We start from the raw sequence: 13675 nt of genomic DNA, 5'->3' as shown, positions 1-13675 counted from the left end.
TAATAAAGTGATTCGAAGATCGTCCTTGACATGGCAATACCAAAATGCTAATATATCGTAGTGTGCCTAAGTTGATATTCTTTCCTTTCAATAGAGGGGGTGCCTTATGTCTTATGATAAAGTCAAACAGGCGAAGAATATAAGTGTAGGGACGAAGAAAGTAACTAAGATAGTCGAGCAAGATAAGGCTGTTGAAGTGTTTGTTTCCAAAGATGCAGATCCGCGATTGACGATAAAGCTGGTTGCTCTCTGCGAGCAGAAGAGTATACCTGTAACCTACGTAGATTCTATGAAGATGCTGGGTAAAGCGTGTGGTATTGAAGTTGGAGCTGCGGTAGCAGCTGTTGTAAATGAATAAACGCTTAAGATGTTTTTGTTAGTGGGATGGTGTACATAAAGTTGTTGAAACTTTTGCAGCGCCCTAGGCAAAGACTTTCTCTTTGCTCATTTATGACTCGCCTGGATCTGTGGGCTTGCAAGAAGCACAATATGTTATGACTGTAGGGAGGAGGTAACGAAATGCCAACTATTAACCAACTAGTACGTAAAGGTCGCCAAGCTAAGGTGGATAAATCCAAATCACCTGCTTTGCAAAAAGGGTTCAACGCTTTGAAAAGAGAGGCAACGGATTTGAGCGCTCCTCAAAAACGTGGTGTTTGCACGCGTGTAGGCACAATGACTCCTAAGAAGCCGAACTCTGCACTTCGTAAATATGCTCGTGTTCGCTTGACGAACCGTATTGAGGTGACTGCCTATATTCCGGGTATCGGTCACAACCTGCAAGAGCATAGCGTTGTTATGATCCGTGGCGGACGGGTAAAAGACCTTCCAGGGGTGCGTTATCACATCGTTCGCGGCGCGCTTGATACTTCCGGTGTTAACAACCGTAAGCAAGCTCGTTCCAAATACGGTACTAAACGTCCGAAAGTTAAAAAGTAAGCAACAACAATCAGGGATGATTCTTAGAAGAAAGGGGGATAACTATGCCTCGTAAAGGTCCAGTTACTCGCAGAGACGTATTGCCAGATCCGATTTATAATAGCAAACTTGTTACTCGTCTTATCAATCGTATTATGATCGATGGAAAAAGAGGGGTGGCACAGTCCATTCTATATAACGCTTTTAACCTAGTGCAAGATCGCACAGGTAAAGAGCCGATGGAAGTGTTCGAGCAAGCTATCAAAAACATCATGCCAGTTCTTGAGGTTAAAGCTCGCCGTGTTGGTGGTGCTAACTATCAAGTGCCGATCGAAGTTAAACCAGAGCGTCGTACTACTCTTGGTTTGCGTTGGTTGGTCAACTACTCCCGTCTTCGCGGTGAGAAGACGATGGAAGAAAGATTGGCAAACGAAATTATCGATGCTAGCAATAGCACAGGTGCTTCCGTTAAGAAACGTGAAGATACACACAAGATGGCTGAAGCAAACAAAGCGTTCGCTCACTATCGTTGGTAGAATTTTGATTCACATACTGAAAGGAGAAAAAACGACCTATGGCTAGAGAGTTCTCCTTAGCAAACACGCGTAATATCGGGATCATGGCTCATATCGATGCTGGTAAGACGACAACTACAGAGCGTATCTTGTACTACACTGGTAAAGTTCACAAAATCGGAGAAGTGCACGAAGGTGCGGCTACGATGGACTGGATGGAGCAGGAGCAAGAGCGCGGAATCACGATTACTTCCGCCGCTACAACTGCGCAATGGAACGGTCACCGCATCAATATTATCGATACCCCGGGGCACGTTGACTTTACCGTTGAGGTAGAGCGTTCCCTACGCGTGTTGGACGGAGCAGTAGGTGTATTTAGCGCGAAAGAGGGCGTTGAACCTCAATCCGAAACAGTTTGGAGACAAGCTGATAAATACCACGTCCCACGTATCGCTTATGTTAACAAAATGGATATCATCGGTGCAGACTTCCTGCAAGTTGTTCAATCCATGCGTGATAAGCTTGGTGCAAATGCAGTCGCTATTCAACTTCCAATTGGTGCTGAGAGTGATTTCAAAGGTATCATTGACCTAGTTGAAGAAGTTGCATACATGTACAAAGACGATCTTGGCAAGGACATCGAGAAAGTCGAAATTCCTGCTGAGTTCAAAGATAAAGTAGCAGAACTTCGTTTGGAGCTTGTCGAGAAAGTTGCTGAGCTTGATGAAGAGCTTACAATGAAATATCTCGAAGGCGAAGAACTGACAGTGGCAGAAATCAAAGCAGCGCTTCGTAAGGGTGTTGTAGAGGTTAAAATCTTCCCTGTTATCGCAGGTTCCTCCTACCGTAACAAAGGTGTTCAATTGATGTTGGATGCGGTTATCGATTACCTGCCGGCTCCAATTGACGTTCCTGATATCAAAGGTGTACTTGAAGATGGTACCGAAGTGACTCGTAAGTCCGCTGACGATCAGCCGTTCTCGGCGCTTGCGTTCAAAATCATGACGGATCCTTTCGTTGGTCGCCTAACATTCTTCCGCGTATACTCTGGTGTTCTGAACTCCGGTTCCTATGTCGTTAATGCGACAAAAGGTAAGCGTGAGCGCGTTGGTCGTATTCTGCAAATGCATGCGAACAGCCGTCAAGAAATCAGCATCGTATACTCCGGTGATATCGCGGCTGCCGTTGGTCTGAAAGATACAACGACAGGAGATACACTTTGTGACGAGAAGAACCCAGTAATCCTTGAGTCCATGAACTTCCCTGAACCGGTTATCCAGCTTGCTGTTGAGCCGAAAACGAAAGCGGACCAAGACAAAATGGGTATCGCGTTGCAAAAACTATCTGAAGAAGATCCTACTTTCCGTGCTTCTACGGATGAAGAAACTGGACAAACGATCATCGCAGGTATGGGTGAGCTTCACCTTGAGATCCTCGTTGACCGTATGCTACGTGAATTCAAAGTAGAAACCAACGTAGGTAAACCGCAAGTTGCTTACCGTGAAACATTCCGTGCTGCTGCTAAAGTTGAAGGTAAATTCGTTCGCCAATCCGGTGGCCGTGGTCAATACGGACATTGTTGGGTTGAGTTCGAGCCTCAAGAAGCAGGCGCTGGATTTGTATTCGAAAGCAAAATCGTGGGTGGTTCGATTCCTCGTGAATACATCGCTCCGATCCAAGCGGGTATTGAAGAGTCTATGAAGAACGGGGTTCTTGCCGGATTCCCTCTAGTAGACATCAAAGCTACAGTTGTCGATGGTTCCTACCACGATGTTGACTCCAACGAAATGGCGTTCAAAATCGCAGGTTCCATGGCGCTTAAAGCTGCCAAAGACAAATGTAAGCCGGTTCTTCTTGAGCCAATCATGAAGGTTGAAGTTACTGTACCAGAAGAGTACATGGGCGATGTTATGGGTGACCTTAACTCCCGTCGTGGACGTATCGAAGGTATGGATAACCGTCATGGTGCGCAAATCATCCGTGCTAAGGTGCCTTTGTCCGAAATGTTTGGATACTCCACAACACTTCGTTCGAGAACTCAAGGCCGTGGTGTGTACTCCATGGAACTTTCCCATTATGAAGAAGTACCTAAGTCCATTGCAGAAGAAATTATTGCAAAAGGCAAAGGCGCTTAATATAAAACTAATAGTCACTCTAAGGAGGAATCGTTTAAAATGGCAAAGGCTAAATTTGAACGTAATAAACCGCATGTTAACATCGGTACTATCGGTCACGTTGACCATGGTAAAACAACTCTAACAGCTGCTATCACAACTGTATTGTCCAAAAGATACGGTGGAGCTGCAGTAGCATTCGACCAAATCGATAAAGCACCAGAAGAGCGCGAGCGCGGTATCACAATCTCCACAGCTCACGTTGAGTACGAAACACCTAACCGTCACTACGCACACGTTGACTGCCCAGGTCACGCCGACTATGTTAAAAACATGATCACTGGTGCTGCTCAAATGGACGGAGCGATCCTGGTTGTTTCCGCAGCTGACGGTCCTATGCCACAAACTCGTGAGCACATCCTTCTGTCCCGCCAAGTAGGCGTACCTTACATCGTTGTATTCTTGAACAAATGCGACATGGTTGAAGACGAAGAGTTGCTTGAACTGGTTGAGATGGAAGTTCGCGACCTTCTTAACGAGTATGAGTTCCCAGGCGATGACACTCCAATCATCCGCGGCGCAGCTCGTGAAGCTCTTCAAAACCCAGACGGTCCTTGGGCTGACAAAATCGTTGAGTTGTTCGAGCAAGTTGACACTTACATCCCAACTCCTGAGCGTCAAACTGACAAGCCTTTCCTTATGCCTGTCGAGGACGTATTCTCCATCACAGGTCGTGGTACAGTTGCTACAGGCCGTGTAGAGCGTGGTACTGTTAAAGTACAAGACGAGGTTGAAATCGTTGGTATCGCGGAAGAAACTCGTAAATGCGTTGTAACAGGCGTAGAGATGTTCCGTAAATTGCTTGACTCCGCTCAAGCTGGTGACAACATCGGTGCCCTTCTTCGTGGTGTAGACCGCAAAGACATCGAGCGTGGACAAGTTCTTGCAAAAGTAGGTTCCGTGAAACCTCACACTGAGTTTTCCGCACAAATCTACGTTTTGACAAAAGAAGAGGGTGGCCGTCACAAGCCTTTCTTCACTGGCTACCGTCCACAATTCTATTTCCGTACAACTGACGTAACTGGTATCATCAACCTGCCAGAAGGTACTGAAATGGTTATGCCAGGCGACAACATCACAGTTTCCGTTCAACTGATCTCCCCAATCGCGATCGAAGAAGGAACACGCTTCGCGATTCGTGAAGGCGGACGTACTGTTGGTGCGGGCGCGGTTGCTACAATCTCCAAGTAATTCCTTTATAATAGAAGAAACACTCATCGCCAACGCGGTGAGTGTTTTTTTATGCAAATGCCTAAAATTTCGCTTGCATTTCACTTTTATTTTTTATATAATATTAAACGTTGGTCTGTGACGTTGCGATGATGTGAAAGGTTGCCGACACACCCGGACCCTTTGCCATGGGGAAGGCGTTGGAGAATTTTCGCGGAGTATGTCCGATACTAAATTGGGCGATAGAAGGAGGGACTTATATGGCAAAGCAAAAAATTCGTATCCGTTTGAAAGCTTATGATCACAGAATCATTGATCAATCAGCTGAGAAAATCGTGGAAACTGCCAAGCGTTCCGGTGCAGGTGTATCCGGTCCGATTCCGCTTCCGACAGAGAAGCAAATCATCACGATTCTTCGTGCGGTACACAAGTACAAGGATTCGCGTGAGCAATTCGAAATGCGTACGCATAAGCGTCTTATCGATATTGTGAATCCAACACCACAAACAGTTGATGCTTTGATGCGTCTAGACTTGCCGTCTGGCGTTGACATCGAGATCAAACTGTAAAACAATTATAGAATCGAACGTTTAGGAAGGAAAAGAGGTGTCAACGATGAAAGGTATCTTAGGGAAAAAACTAGGAATGACACAGTTGTTTACTCCGGATGGTAACGTAGTTCCGGTAACTGTCATTCAAGCGGGACCATGTGTGGTTCTTCAGAAGAAAGATGTGGATAACGACGGATATGAGTCGATCCAAATCGGTTTTGATGATGTGAAAGCAAGCAGAATCATTAAACCAGAGCTTGGCCATGCCAAAAAAGCAGGGGCAACGCCTAAGCGCTACGTTAAAGAAATTCGCGGTGTTCAGTTGGGTGACTACGAAGTTGGCCAAGAGCTGAAAGCAGATCTGTTCGCAGAGGGCGAATTCGTTGATGTAACGGGTACTTCCAAAGGTAAAGGGTTCCAAGGTAACATCAAAAGACATAACCAATCCCGCGGACCAATGGCTCACGGCTCCCGTTATCACAGAGGACCAGGTTCCATGGGTTCCATTCAAGCAAACCGTGTTCCTAAAGGTAAAAACCTGCCAGGACAAATGGGTAATGAAACAGTAACTTTGCAAAACCTGCAAATCATTAAAGTAGATGCTGAGCGTAACGTATTGCTAGTAAAAGGTTCCATTCCTGGTCCTACAAACAGCTATGTTAGCGTTAAGTCTGCTGTTAAAAAGTAAGAAAGGAGGAAGACAGAATGCCAAAAGTAGCTTTATATAATGTAACAGGTGCTCAGGTAGGAGAAGTTGAACTGTCTGACGTTGTTTTCGGAATTGAGCCTCACGTTCACGCGATTCACGAAGCTGTTCTATTGCAACAAGCAGCTGTGCGTCAAGGAACTCACAAGACCAAAGGTCGTTCGGAAGTTCGCGGCGGTGGTCGTAAACCTTGGAAACAAAAAGGAACTGGCCGCGCTCGTCAAGGTAGTATCCGCGCTCCACAATGGAAAGGCGGCGGTACGGTTTTCGGACCAACTCCTCGCAGCTATGGTTTCAAATTACCTAGAAAAGTTCGTCGCTTAGCGATCAAATCCGCTTTGTCTTCGAAAGTTCTGGATAATAACTTGATCGTTTTGGATCAGCTTCAATTGAACGCTCCAAAAACGAAAGAATTCGTAGCCATCTTGAACAACCTGAAAGTTGATCGCAAAGTATTGGTTGTAGGCGTAGAGAACGACTCCAACGTTGCTTTGTCCGCTCGTAACATCCCAGGTGTGAAATTTGTTGCTGCTAATGGCGTGAATGTTCGTGATGTCATGCTGTATGACAAACTGATCATTACGCAAGATGCTGTACAGAAAGTTGAGGAGGTGCTTGCACAATGAAAAATCCACGCGACATTATCAAGCGCCCGATCATCACTGAGCGTACAAGCGACCTAATGGCTAACAAAAAGTATGTTTTCGAAGTGGATCTTCGCGCTAACAAAACAGAAATCAAACAAGCCATCGAAGCTATTTTCAAAGTGAAAGTTACAAATGTAAACACACTTAGAATGCCAGCTAAGCCAAAACGTTACGGCCGTCACCAAGGCTACACTTCCATCTGGAAGAAAGCTATCGTGTCCCTGAGCGCAGACAGCAAAGAATTGGAATTCTTTGAAACGGTATAAATCATTCTTGAAGTAAGGAGGGAATCCGAGTGCCAATTAAAAAATATAAACCAACCTCTCCAGCAAGACGTGCGATGTCGGTTTCTACATTCGAAGAAATCACAACATCGACGCCGGAGAAATCTTTGCTTGCACCTTTGAGCAAAACAGCTGGACGTAACAACCAAGGTAAAATTACGGTTCGTCACCACGGCGGTGGCCACAAGCGTAAGTACCGGATTATCGATTTCAAACGTACTAAAGATGGAATACCAGGACGCGTTGCTACAATCGAGTACGATCCTAACCGTTCCGCTAACATTGCGTTGATTCACTATGCTGACGGTGAGAAAAGATACATCATCGCTCCAAAAGGTCTTAAAGTGGACGATCGTATCGTTTCCGGTCCGGATGCAGACATCAAAATTGGTAATGCTCTTCCACTAGAGAACATTCCAGTTGGTACAGTTATCCACAACATCGAGTTGAAACCAGGTAAAGGTGCGCAGCTAGTGCGTGCTGCCGGTACGGAAGCTCAACTTCTTGGTAAAGAAGAAACTTATGTAACAATTCGCCTTTCCTCTGGTGAAGTTCGTAAAGTTCTTAAAGTTTGCCGCGCAACAGTAGGTTCTGTTGGTAACGAAGATCACGAACTCGTGAAAATCGGTAAAGCAGGACGTAATCGTTGGAAAGGCAATCGTCCTCAAGTTCGTGGGGTTGTTATGAACCCGAATGATCACCCACACGGTGGTGGTGAAGGACGCGCACCAATCGGACGTAAATCACCTATGTCTCCATGGGGTAAACCGACGCTTGGTTTCAAAACTCGTAAAAAAGGTAAAGCTTCCGATAAATACATTGTACGCCGTCGTACGAAGTAATCACGGATATATGAATTCTCTTGAGGTTCAAGGAAGGGAGGAACACCCATGGGTCGCAGCTTAAAGAAAGGTCCATTTATCGATGGATACTTACTGAAAAAAGTAGAAGACTTGAACGCATCCAGCAAAAAGCTGGTGATCAAAACTTGGTCCCGTCGTTCTACGATTTACCCGCAATTCGTTGGTCACACTTTCGGAGTGTACGATGGAAGAAAACACGTGCCTGTATACGTAACAGAAGATATGGTTGGACATAAGCTTGGTGAATTTGCTCCAACACGTACTTACAAAGGTCACGATGACGATAAGAAAACCGGTAAACGTTAATTTCATTTTTTAACCGAGAGGAGGTACTACCATGCAAGCTAAAGCAATATTGAACCACGCTCGGATTGCTCCTCGTAAAGCAAAGCTAGTTGTTGACTTGATTCGGGGAAAAGCGGTAGGTGAAGCGATCGCGATTCTGCGTCATACGCCTAAAGCAGCTTCTCCAATCCTGGAGAAACTTCTGAACTCCGCAATTGCCAATGCAGAGCATAACTATTCATTAGATCCTAACAAGCTAGTGGTTTCTGAGACGTTCGTTAACCAAGGACCTACTATGAAACGGTTCCAACAACGTGCAATGGGCCGCGCTAGCGCGATCAAAAAACGTACCAGCCACATTACAATCGTGGTATCTGAGAAATAAGGAGGGATAACGTGTGGGTCAGAAAGTCAACCCGGTAGGCCTAAGAATTGGTATTATTCGTGATTGGGAGTCCAAATGGTTCGCAGAGAAAGATTTCGGAACTCTGCTGCTTGAAGACGTCAAAATCCGCGAATACTTAAAAAATAAACTTAAAGATTCTGCAGTTTCCCACATCGACATCGAGCGCGCGGCTAACCGTGTGAACGTAACGATTCATACTGCAAAACCAGGAATGGTTATTGGTAAAGGCGGAGCGGAAGTTGAAGTTATTCGCAACTACATCGCTGGCATGTCCAATAAAAAGGTTCACATCAACATTTCTGAAATCAAAACACCAGACCTCGATGCTATCCTGGTAGCTGAGTCCATCGCTCTTCAATTGGAACGTCGTGTTTCCTTCCGTCGTGCGATGAAACAAGCTATGCAAAGAACAATGAGATCCGGAGCAAAAGGTATTAAAGTAGCAACTAGCGGACGTCTTGGCGGCGCTGAGATCGCTCGTACGGAAGGATATAGCGAAGGTACTGTTCCACTTCATACGCTTCGTGCGGATATCGACTACGGTACTGCTGAGGCACACACTACTTACGGACGTATTGGTGTAAAAGTATGGATTTATCGTGGAGAAGTACTTCCGACAGCTAAGAAAAAGGCTCAGCCGGAAGGAGGAAATTAAATCATGTTAGTACCTAAACGTGTAAAACACCGCAAAGAACACCGCGGTAGCATGAAAGGTCGCGCTAAAGGTGGAACGGAAGTAACTTTTGGCGAATATGGTCTGCAAGCAGTTGAACCGGCTTGGGTAACCAACCGTCAAATCGAAGCAGCACGTATTGCCATGACACGTTACATCAAACGTGGCGGTAAAGTGTGGATTAAAATTTTCCCAGCTAAACCAATTACGCAAAAGCCGCTTGAAGTTCGTATGGGTAGCGGTAAAGGTAACGTGGAGAAATGGGTTTCCGTAGTAAAACCGGGCAAAGTATTGTTTGAATTGGCTGGTGTAAGCGAAGAAGTCGCTCGCGAAGCGATGCGTCTTGCTGCTCACAAGCTTCCAATCAAAACGAAGTTCGTGAAAAGAGAAGAAGTAGGCGGTGAAGCAAATGAAGGGTAGTGAATTCCGGAACTTAACCACTGCTGAAATCGAGCAAAAAGTGAATGGGTTCAAAGAAGAACTCTTTAACCTCCGTTTTCAACTAGCTACTGGTCAATTGGACAATCCGACTCAAATTCGTGATTTGCGTAAAGAGATCGCTCGTGCCAAGACTATTTTGCGTGAAAGAGAATTGGGGATTGGCTAACCAAATCTAGAAGGGAGGATTCCTTACATGGCTGAACGCAACGATCGTAAAACTCAGATCGGTAAGGTTGTCAGCGATAAAATGGATAAAACCATTGTTGTTGCTGTTGAAACTTACAAAAAACATGATCTCTACCACAAGAGAATCAAATATACGAAGAAATTCAAAGCTCACGATGAGAACAACCAAGCAAAAATTGGTGACACTGTGAAAATCGCTGAGACTAGACCATTGTCCAAAGATAAATCTTGGAGACTGGTTGAAATTCTTGAAGTAGCAGTTGTTATCTAACAATCTAGACACGAATCCCGAAAGGAGGGAATACGATGATTCAACCATTTACTCGTTTGGCTGTCGCTGACAACTCCGGTGCAAAGCAATTGATGTGTATCCGCGTTTTGGGTGGTACTGGTCGTCGCGTTGGTCACATTGGTGATCTTATCGTATGTTCAGTAAAAGAAGCAACACCAGGTGGCGTTGTCAAAAAAGGTGACGTTGTAAAAGCTGTTATCGTCCGTACGAAGAGCGGTGCTCGCCGTAAAGACGGTTCATATATCTCATTCGATGAGAACGCGGCTGTTATCGTGAAAGAAGATAAAAGCCCACGCGGTACACGTATCTTTGGACCAGTAGCGCGCGAACTTCGTGACAGAGACTTCATGAAGATCGTTTCCTTGGCTCCAGAAGTTATCTAAGAACAGTTACGATGTGTTTCCTAACGGAAGCATCAGGAGGTGTAGAAGCTAATGCCAAGAACAAAAAAGAGATTAGAATCTCATAACAATAAACTGCACGTAAAAAAAGACGATACGGTTTTTGTAATCACTGGTAAAGACAAAGGTAAGAAGGGCCGTGTAATCGCTGCTTACCCTCGTGAGAACCGTGTATTGGTTGAAGGTGTAAACATGGTGAAGAAACATGCGAAGCCATCCCAACAAAACCCACAAGGCGGTATCTTGACTCAAGAAGCTGCAATCCACGTTTCCAACGTGATGCTGATTGATCCTAAGAGCGGCAAACCTACTCGCGTAGGATACAAAGTATTGGATAATGGAACGAAAGTTCGCGTCGCGAAAAAATCCGGAGAAGTTATCGACTAATACAACAAGCATGGAAAGGAGGCAACTGACTCATGGCAGTAAGAATGAAAGATCGTTATTTGAACGAAATTACTCCAGCGTTGATTCAAAAGTTTAACTACTCAACAGTTATGCAGGTTCCTAAAATCGAGAAAGTCGTTATCAACATGGGTGTTGGTGAGGCTGTATCGAACTCCAAGGTACTTGACACTGCAGTAGAAGATCTTCAAAAGATCGCTGGTCAAAAACCGGTAGTAACAAAATCCAAAAAATCCATCGCGGGCTTCAAACTTCGTGAGAACATGCCGATCGGTGTGAAAGTAACACTTCGCGGCGAGCGCATGTATCATTTCTTGGATAAGCTCTTCAACGTTGCACTTCCACGTGTACGTGACTTCCGTGGTATTTCCAACAAGGCTTTCGATGGCCGTGGAAACTACACGCTAGGTCTGAAAGAACAACTCATTTTCCCAGAAATTGAGTATGATAAAGTAGATAAAGTTCGTGGTATGGATATTGTTATCGTAACAACGGCTAAGTCCGACGAAGAAGCTCGCGAGCTTTTAACACAACTCGGAGCGCCTTTCGTAAAATAGGTTCCAGGTCGTACCTATCAGGAGGTGTTATATTAAGTGGCAAAAACTTCGATGAAAGTTAAACAACAACGTACCCCGAAGTTTAAAGTGCAAGCATACACGCGTTGTGAGCGCTGCGGACGTCCGCATTCAGTGCTTCGCAAGTTCAAAATTTGTCGGATTTGTTTCCGCGAATTAGCACACAAAGGTCAGATTCCAGGTGTGAAAAAAGCTAGCTGGTAATCACCCTATTTTCGGGAAGGAGGTTTACACAAAATGGTCATGTCAGATCCAATTGCAGATATGCTAACTCGCATTCGTAATGCGAATATCGTACGTCATGAAACAGTTGAAATCCCTGCATCCAAAGTGAAGAGGGAAATCGCTGAAATCCTTAAAAAAGAAGGATTTATCCGTGATGCTGAGTACGTTGAAGATAGCAAACAAGGTATCATCCGTTTGTTCCTGAAATACGGTTCAAACAATGAACGTGTTATCTCCGGTTTGAAGAGAATCTCCAAACCAGGATTGCGCGTTTACACAAAATCTCAAGAGATCCCTCGTGTTTTGGGCGGACTAGGGATTGCCATCATCTCCACATCCAAGGGAGTTATGACGGATAAAGATGCTCGTCAATCCAAAGCTGGCGGAGAAGTTATCTGCTACGTTTGGTAATACAATTGTAATTGAATGGAGGTGCAAACATGTCTCGTATTGGTCGCAAACCAATCACCATCCCAAGTGGTGTAAATGTAACACTAGATAATACTCTGATCACGGTTAAAGGCCCTAAAGGTACTTTGTCCCGTGAACTTCATAAAGATATCAAAGTAAGTGTTCTGGAGAACGAGATTTCTGTTGAGCGTCCTTCCGATAACAAGCTCCACCGTGCTTTGCATGGTACAACACGCAGTGTTGTTGCCAACATGGTAAGTGGTGTAACGGAAGGCTTCGCGAAATCTTTGGATCTAGTAGGCGTAGGTTACCGTGCTAACAAAAGCGGTGACAAACTGGTTCTCAACGTTGGGTACTCCCATCCGGTTGAAATCACACCTGAGAGCGGTATTGAGTTCGAAGTTCCTTCGAACACAAAAATCATCGTTAAAGGTATCGATAAAGAGCGAGTTGGCGCTATGGCAGCTAAAGTTCGTTCCGTACGTGAGCCTGAGCCGTATAAAGGTAAAGGTATTAAGTACGAAGGCGAGCGCATCCTTCGTAAAGAAGGTAAAGCTGGTAAGAAGAAATAAGAGCTTTCGTGAGATAGCTTGCTATCAAAGCATAAGCCTCGCATCATAAGATGATGAAAGGAGTGTAAGTATAGATGATTACTAAAGGCGATAAAAACAAAGCACGTCTGAAAAGACATCTTCGCGTTCGTAAGAAAATCGAAGGTACAACTGCTCGCCCACGTTTGAACATTTTCCGTTCTTCCAAACACATGTATGCTCAACTGATCGATGACACTACTGGTGTTACTATTGTTGCAGCATCCACTCAAGATAAAGATCTGAAAAGCGAAATCGGCAACGGCGGTAACGTTGAAGCCGCTCGTAAAGTTGGCGCATTGATCGCTGCTCGCGCGAAAGAGAAAGGTGTAAGCCAAGTGGTATTTGACCGCGGTGGATACCTGTATCATGGACGCGTTCAAGCATTGGCTGACGCAGCTCGTGAAGCTGGATTAGAATTCTAGGAAATAGATATATAAGGAGGTAAAAGACTTGCGTGTAGATCCTAATACTTTAGAGCTAACAGAAAAAGTTGTTAACATTAACCGCGTAGCTAAAGTAGTAAAAGGCGGACGTCGTTTCAGCTTCAGCGCACTTGTTGTCGTAGGCGACGGCAATGGCTGGGTTGGCGCAGGAATCGGTAAAGCATCCGAGGTTCCTGATGCAATCCGCAAAGGTATTGAAGATGCGAAAAAGAACTTGATTCATGTTCCAATCGTAGGCACTTCGATTCCTCACCTTGTAACTGGTAAGTTCGGCGCAGGACGCGTCCTCTTGAAACCAGCTTCTCAAGGTACTGGAGTTATCGCAGGCGGACCAGTTCGTGCAGTACTTGAACTTGCTGGTATCGGCGATATCTTGACAAAATCCCTGGGTTCATCGAACTCTATGAACATGGTTAACGCAACGCTTGAAGGCCTAAGCCGCCTGAAAAAAGCGGAAGAAGTTGCAAAACTTCGTGGCAAAACCGTTCAAGAGCTATTAGGTTAGGAGGGG

At 45.1% G+C, this 13675-nt stretch carries 24 protein-coding genes; all 24 read left to right on the top strand.

Annotation, left to right across the window (positions count from 1 at the left end; translation table 11 throughout):
• The first annotated feature begins 106 nt into the window (after positions 1 to 106).
• Entirely contained in the window at positions 107 to 358 is a 252-nt protein-coding gene (locus tag PUT07_RS34080) for a ribosomal L7Ae/L30e/S12e/Gadd45 family protein (RefSeq protein ID WP_274473288.1), read from the top strand.
• Between the two features lie 161 nt (positions 359 to 519).
• The gene (rpsL, locus tag PUT07_RS34075; protein WP_126144104.1) at positions 520 to 939 is read left to right on the top strand and encodes a 30S ribosomal protein S12; all 420 of its coding nucleotides are present in this window, start codon (positions 520 to 522) and stop codon (positions 937 to 939) included.
• A gap of 44 nt (positions 940 to 983) precedes the next feature.
• A complete protein-coding gene (rpsG, locus tag PUT07_RS34070; RefSeq protein ID WP_274473286.1) occupies positions 984 to 1454 on the top strand; it encodes a 30S ribosomal protein S7 in 471 nt (156 codons plus the stop codon).
• Between the two features lie 38 nt (positions 1455 to 1492).
• Positions 1493 to 3568, top strand: coding sequence for an elongation factor G (gene fusA / locus PUT07_RS34065; protein ID WP_274473285.1), 2076 nt, complete (start codon positions 1493 to 1495; stop codon positions 3566 to 3568).
• 39 nt (positions 3569 to 3607) lie between these two features.
• Positions 3608 to 4798: an elongation factor Tu gene (gene tuf, locus PUT07_RS34060; protein WP_274473284.1), complete on the top strand. Its 1191-nt coding sequence runs from the start codon at positions 3608 to 3610 to the stop codon at positions 4796 to 4798.
• Positions 4799 to 5037: 239 nt separating this feature from the next.
• Positions 5038 to 5346, top strand: a complete 309-nt coding sequence (rpsJ, locus tag PUT07_RS34055; protein WP_028557496.1) for a 30S ribosomal protein S10 — start codon at positions 5038 to 5040, stop codon at positions 5344 to 5346.
• Between the two features lie 46 nt (positions 5347 to 5392).
• Positions 5393 to 6016, top strand: a complete 624-nt coding sequence (rplC, locus tag PUT07_RS34050) for a 50S ribosomal protein L3 (RefSeq protein WP_274473283.1) — start codon at positions 5393 to 5395, stop codon at positions 6014 to 6016.
• A 17-nt stretch (positions 6017 to 6033) separates the two neighbouring features.
• Positions 6034 to 6660, top strand: coding sequence for a 50S ribosomal protein L4 (rplD, locus tag PUT07_RS34045; protein ID WP_274473282.1), 627 nt, complete (start codon positions 6034 to 6036; stop codon positions 6658 to 6660).
• Positions 6657 to 6947 carry a 50S ribosomal protein L23 gene (gene rplW / locus PUT07_RS34040; RefSeq protein ID WP_274473281.1) on the top strand — a complete coding sequence of 97 codons (291 nt, stop codon included), beginning with the start codon at positions 6657 to 6659 and terminating at the stop codon, positions 6945 to 6947. Before rplD ends, rplW begins: the two co-directional genes overlap by 4 nt.
• A gap of 29 nt (positions 6948 to 6976) precedes the next feature.
• Positions 6977 to 7807, top strand: a complete 831-nt coding sequence (rplB, locus tag PUT07_RS34035) for a 50S ribosomal protein L2 (protein ID WP_274473279.1) — start codon at positions 6977 to 6979, stop codon at positions 7805 to 7807.
• A 48-nt stretch (positions 7808 to 7855) separates the two neighbouring features.
• The gene (rpsS, locus tag PUT07_RS34030) at positions 7856 to 8134 is read left to right on the top strand and encodes a 30S ribosomal protein S19 (RefSeq protein ID WP_274473278.1); all 279 of its coding nucleotides are present in this window, start codon (positions 7856 to 7858) and stop codon (positions 8132 to 8134) included.
• Between the two features lie 31 nt (positions 8135 to 8165).
• On the top strand, positions 8166 to 8498 hold the full coding sequence (gene rplV / locus PUT07_RS34025; RefSeq protein ID WP_028557490.1) for a 50S ribosomal protein L22: 333 nt from the start codon (positions 8166 to 8168) through the stop codon (positions 8496 to 8498).
• A 13-nt stretch (positions 8499 to 8511) separates the two neighbouring features.
• Positions 8512 to 9174: a 30S ribosomal protein S3 gene (rpsC, locus tag PUT07_RS34020; protein WP_274473277.1), complete on the top strand. Its 663-nt coding sequence runs from the start codon at positions 8512 to 8514 to the stop codon at positions 9172 to 9174.
• 3 nt (positions 9175 to 9177) lie between these two features.
• Positions 9178 to 9612 carry a 50S ribosomal protein L16 gene (gene rplP, locus PUT07_RS34015; RefSeq protein ID WP_127457537.1) on the top strand — a complete coding sequence of 145 codons (435 nt, stop codon included), beginning with the start codon at positions 9178 to 9180 and terminating at the stop codon, positions 9610 to 9612.
• Entirely contained in the window at positions 9602 to 9799 is a 198-nt protein-coding gene (gene rpmC / locus PUT07_RS34010) for a 50S ribosomal protein L29 (protein ID WP_028557487.1), read from the top strand. Before rplP ends, rpmC begins: the two co-directional genes overlap by 11 nt.
• 27 nt (positions 9800 to 9826) lie before the next feature.
• Positions 9827 to 10090, top strand: a complete 264-nt coding sequence (rpsQ, locus tag PUT07_RS34005; protein WP_274473275.1) for a 30S ribosomal protein S17 — start codon at positions 9827 to 9829, stop codon at positions 10088 to 10090.
• A gap of 35 nt (positions 10091 to 10125) precedes the next feature.
• Positions 10126 to 10494 (top strand): 50S ribosomal protein L14, encoded by a 369-nt coding sequence (gene rplN / locus PUT07_RS34000; RefSeq protein WP_028557485.1) that lies wholly within the window; start codon positions 10126 to 10128, stop codon positions 10492 to 10494.
• A 51-nt stretch (positions 10495 to 10545) separates the two neighbouring features.
• Positions 10546 to 10899, top strand: a complete 354-nt coding sequence (gene rplX / locus PUT07_RS33995; RefSeq protein WP_274473273.1) for a 50S ribosomal protein L24 — start codon at positions 10546 to 10548, stop codon at positions 10897 to 10899.
• 32 nt (positions 10900 to 10931) lie between these two features.
• Positions 10932 to 11474, top strand: coding sequence for a 50S ribosomal protein L5 (rplE, locus tag PUT07_RS33990; RefSeq protein WP_274473272.1), 543 nt, complete (start codon positions 10932 to 10934; stop codon positions 11472 to 11474).
• Positions 11475 to 11510: 36 nt separating this feature from the next.
• Entirely contained in the window at positions 11511 to 11696 is a 186-nt protein-coding gene (locus PUT07_RS33985) for a type Z 30S ribosomal protein S14 (RefSeq protein WP_029196455.1), read from the top strand.
• Positions 11697 to 11729: 33 nt separating this feature from the next.
• Positions 11730 to 12128, top strand: a complete 399-nt coding sequence (rpsH, locus tag PUT07_RS33980) for a 30S ribosomal protein S8 (RefSeq protein ID WP_029196454.1) — start codon at positions 11730 to 11732, stop codon at positions 12126 to 12128.
• 29 nt (positions 12129 to 12157) lie between these two features.
• Positions 12158 to 12700: a 50S ribosomal protein L6 gene (gene rplF / locus PUT07_RS33975; RefSeq protein WP_274473269.1), complete on the top strand. Its 543-nt coding sequence runs from the start codon at positions 12158 to 12160 to the stop codon at positions 12698 to 12700.
• A 74-nt stretch (positions 12701 to 12774) separates the two neighbouring features.
• Complete coding sequence (gene rplR / locus PUT07_RS33970) at positions 12775 to 13143, top strand: 50S ribosomal protein L18 (RefSeq protein WP_274473268.1); 369 nt, start codon at positions 12775 to 12777, stop codon at positions 13141 to 13143.
• Between the two features lie 28 nt (positions 13144 to 13171).
• On the top strand, positions 13172 to 13669 hold the full coding sequence (rpsE, locus tag PUT07_RS33965) for a 30S ribosomal protein S5 (RefSeq protein WP_029196451.1): 498 nt from the start codon (positions 13172 to 13174) through the stop codon (positions 13667 to 13669).
• The last annotated feature ends 6 nt before the right edge of the window (positions 13670 to 13675 follow it).

This window comes from Paenibacillus sp. MAHUQ-63 (genome assembly GCF_028765165.1).
In the GTDB taxonomy this organism is placed as follows: domain Bacteria; phylum Bacillota; class Bacilli; order Paenibacillales; family NBRC-103111; genus Paenibacillus_E.
The sequence above is the reverse complement of the archived record's forward strand: the minus strand, read 5'-3'. Positions and strand labels throughout refer to the sequence as shown.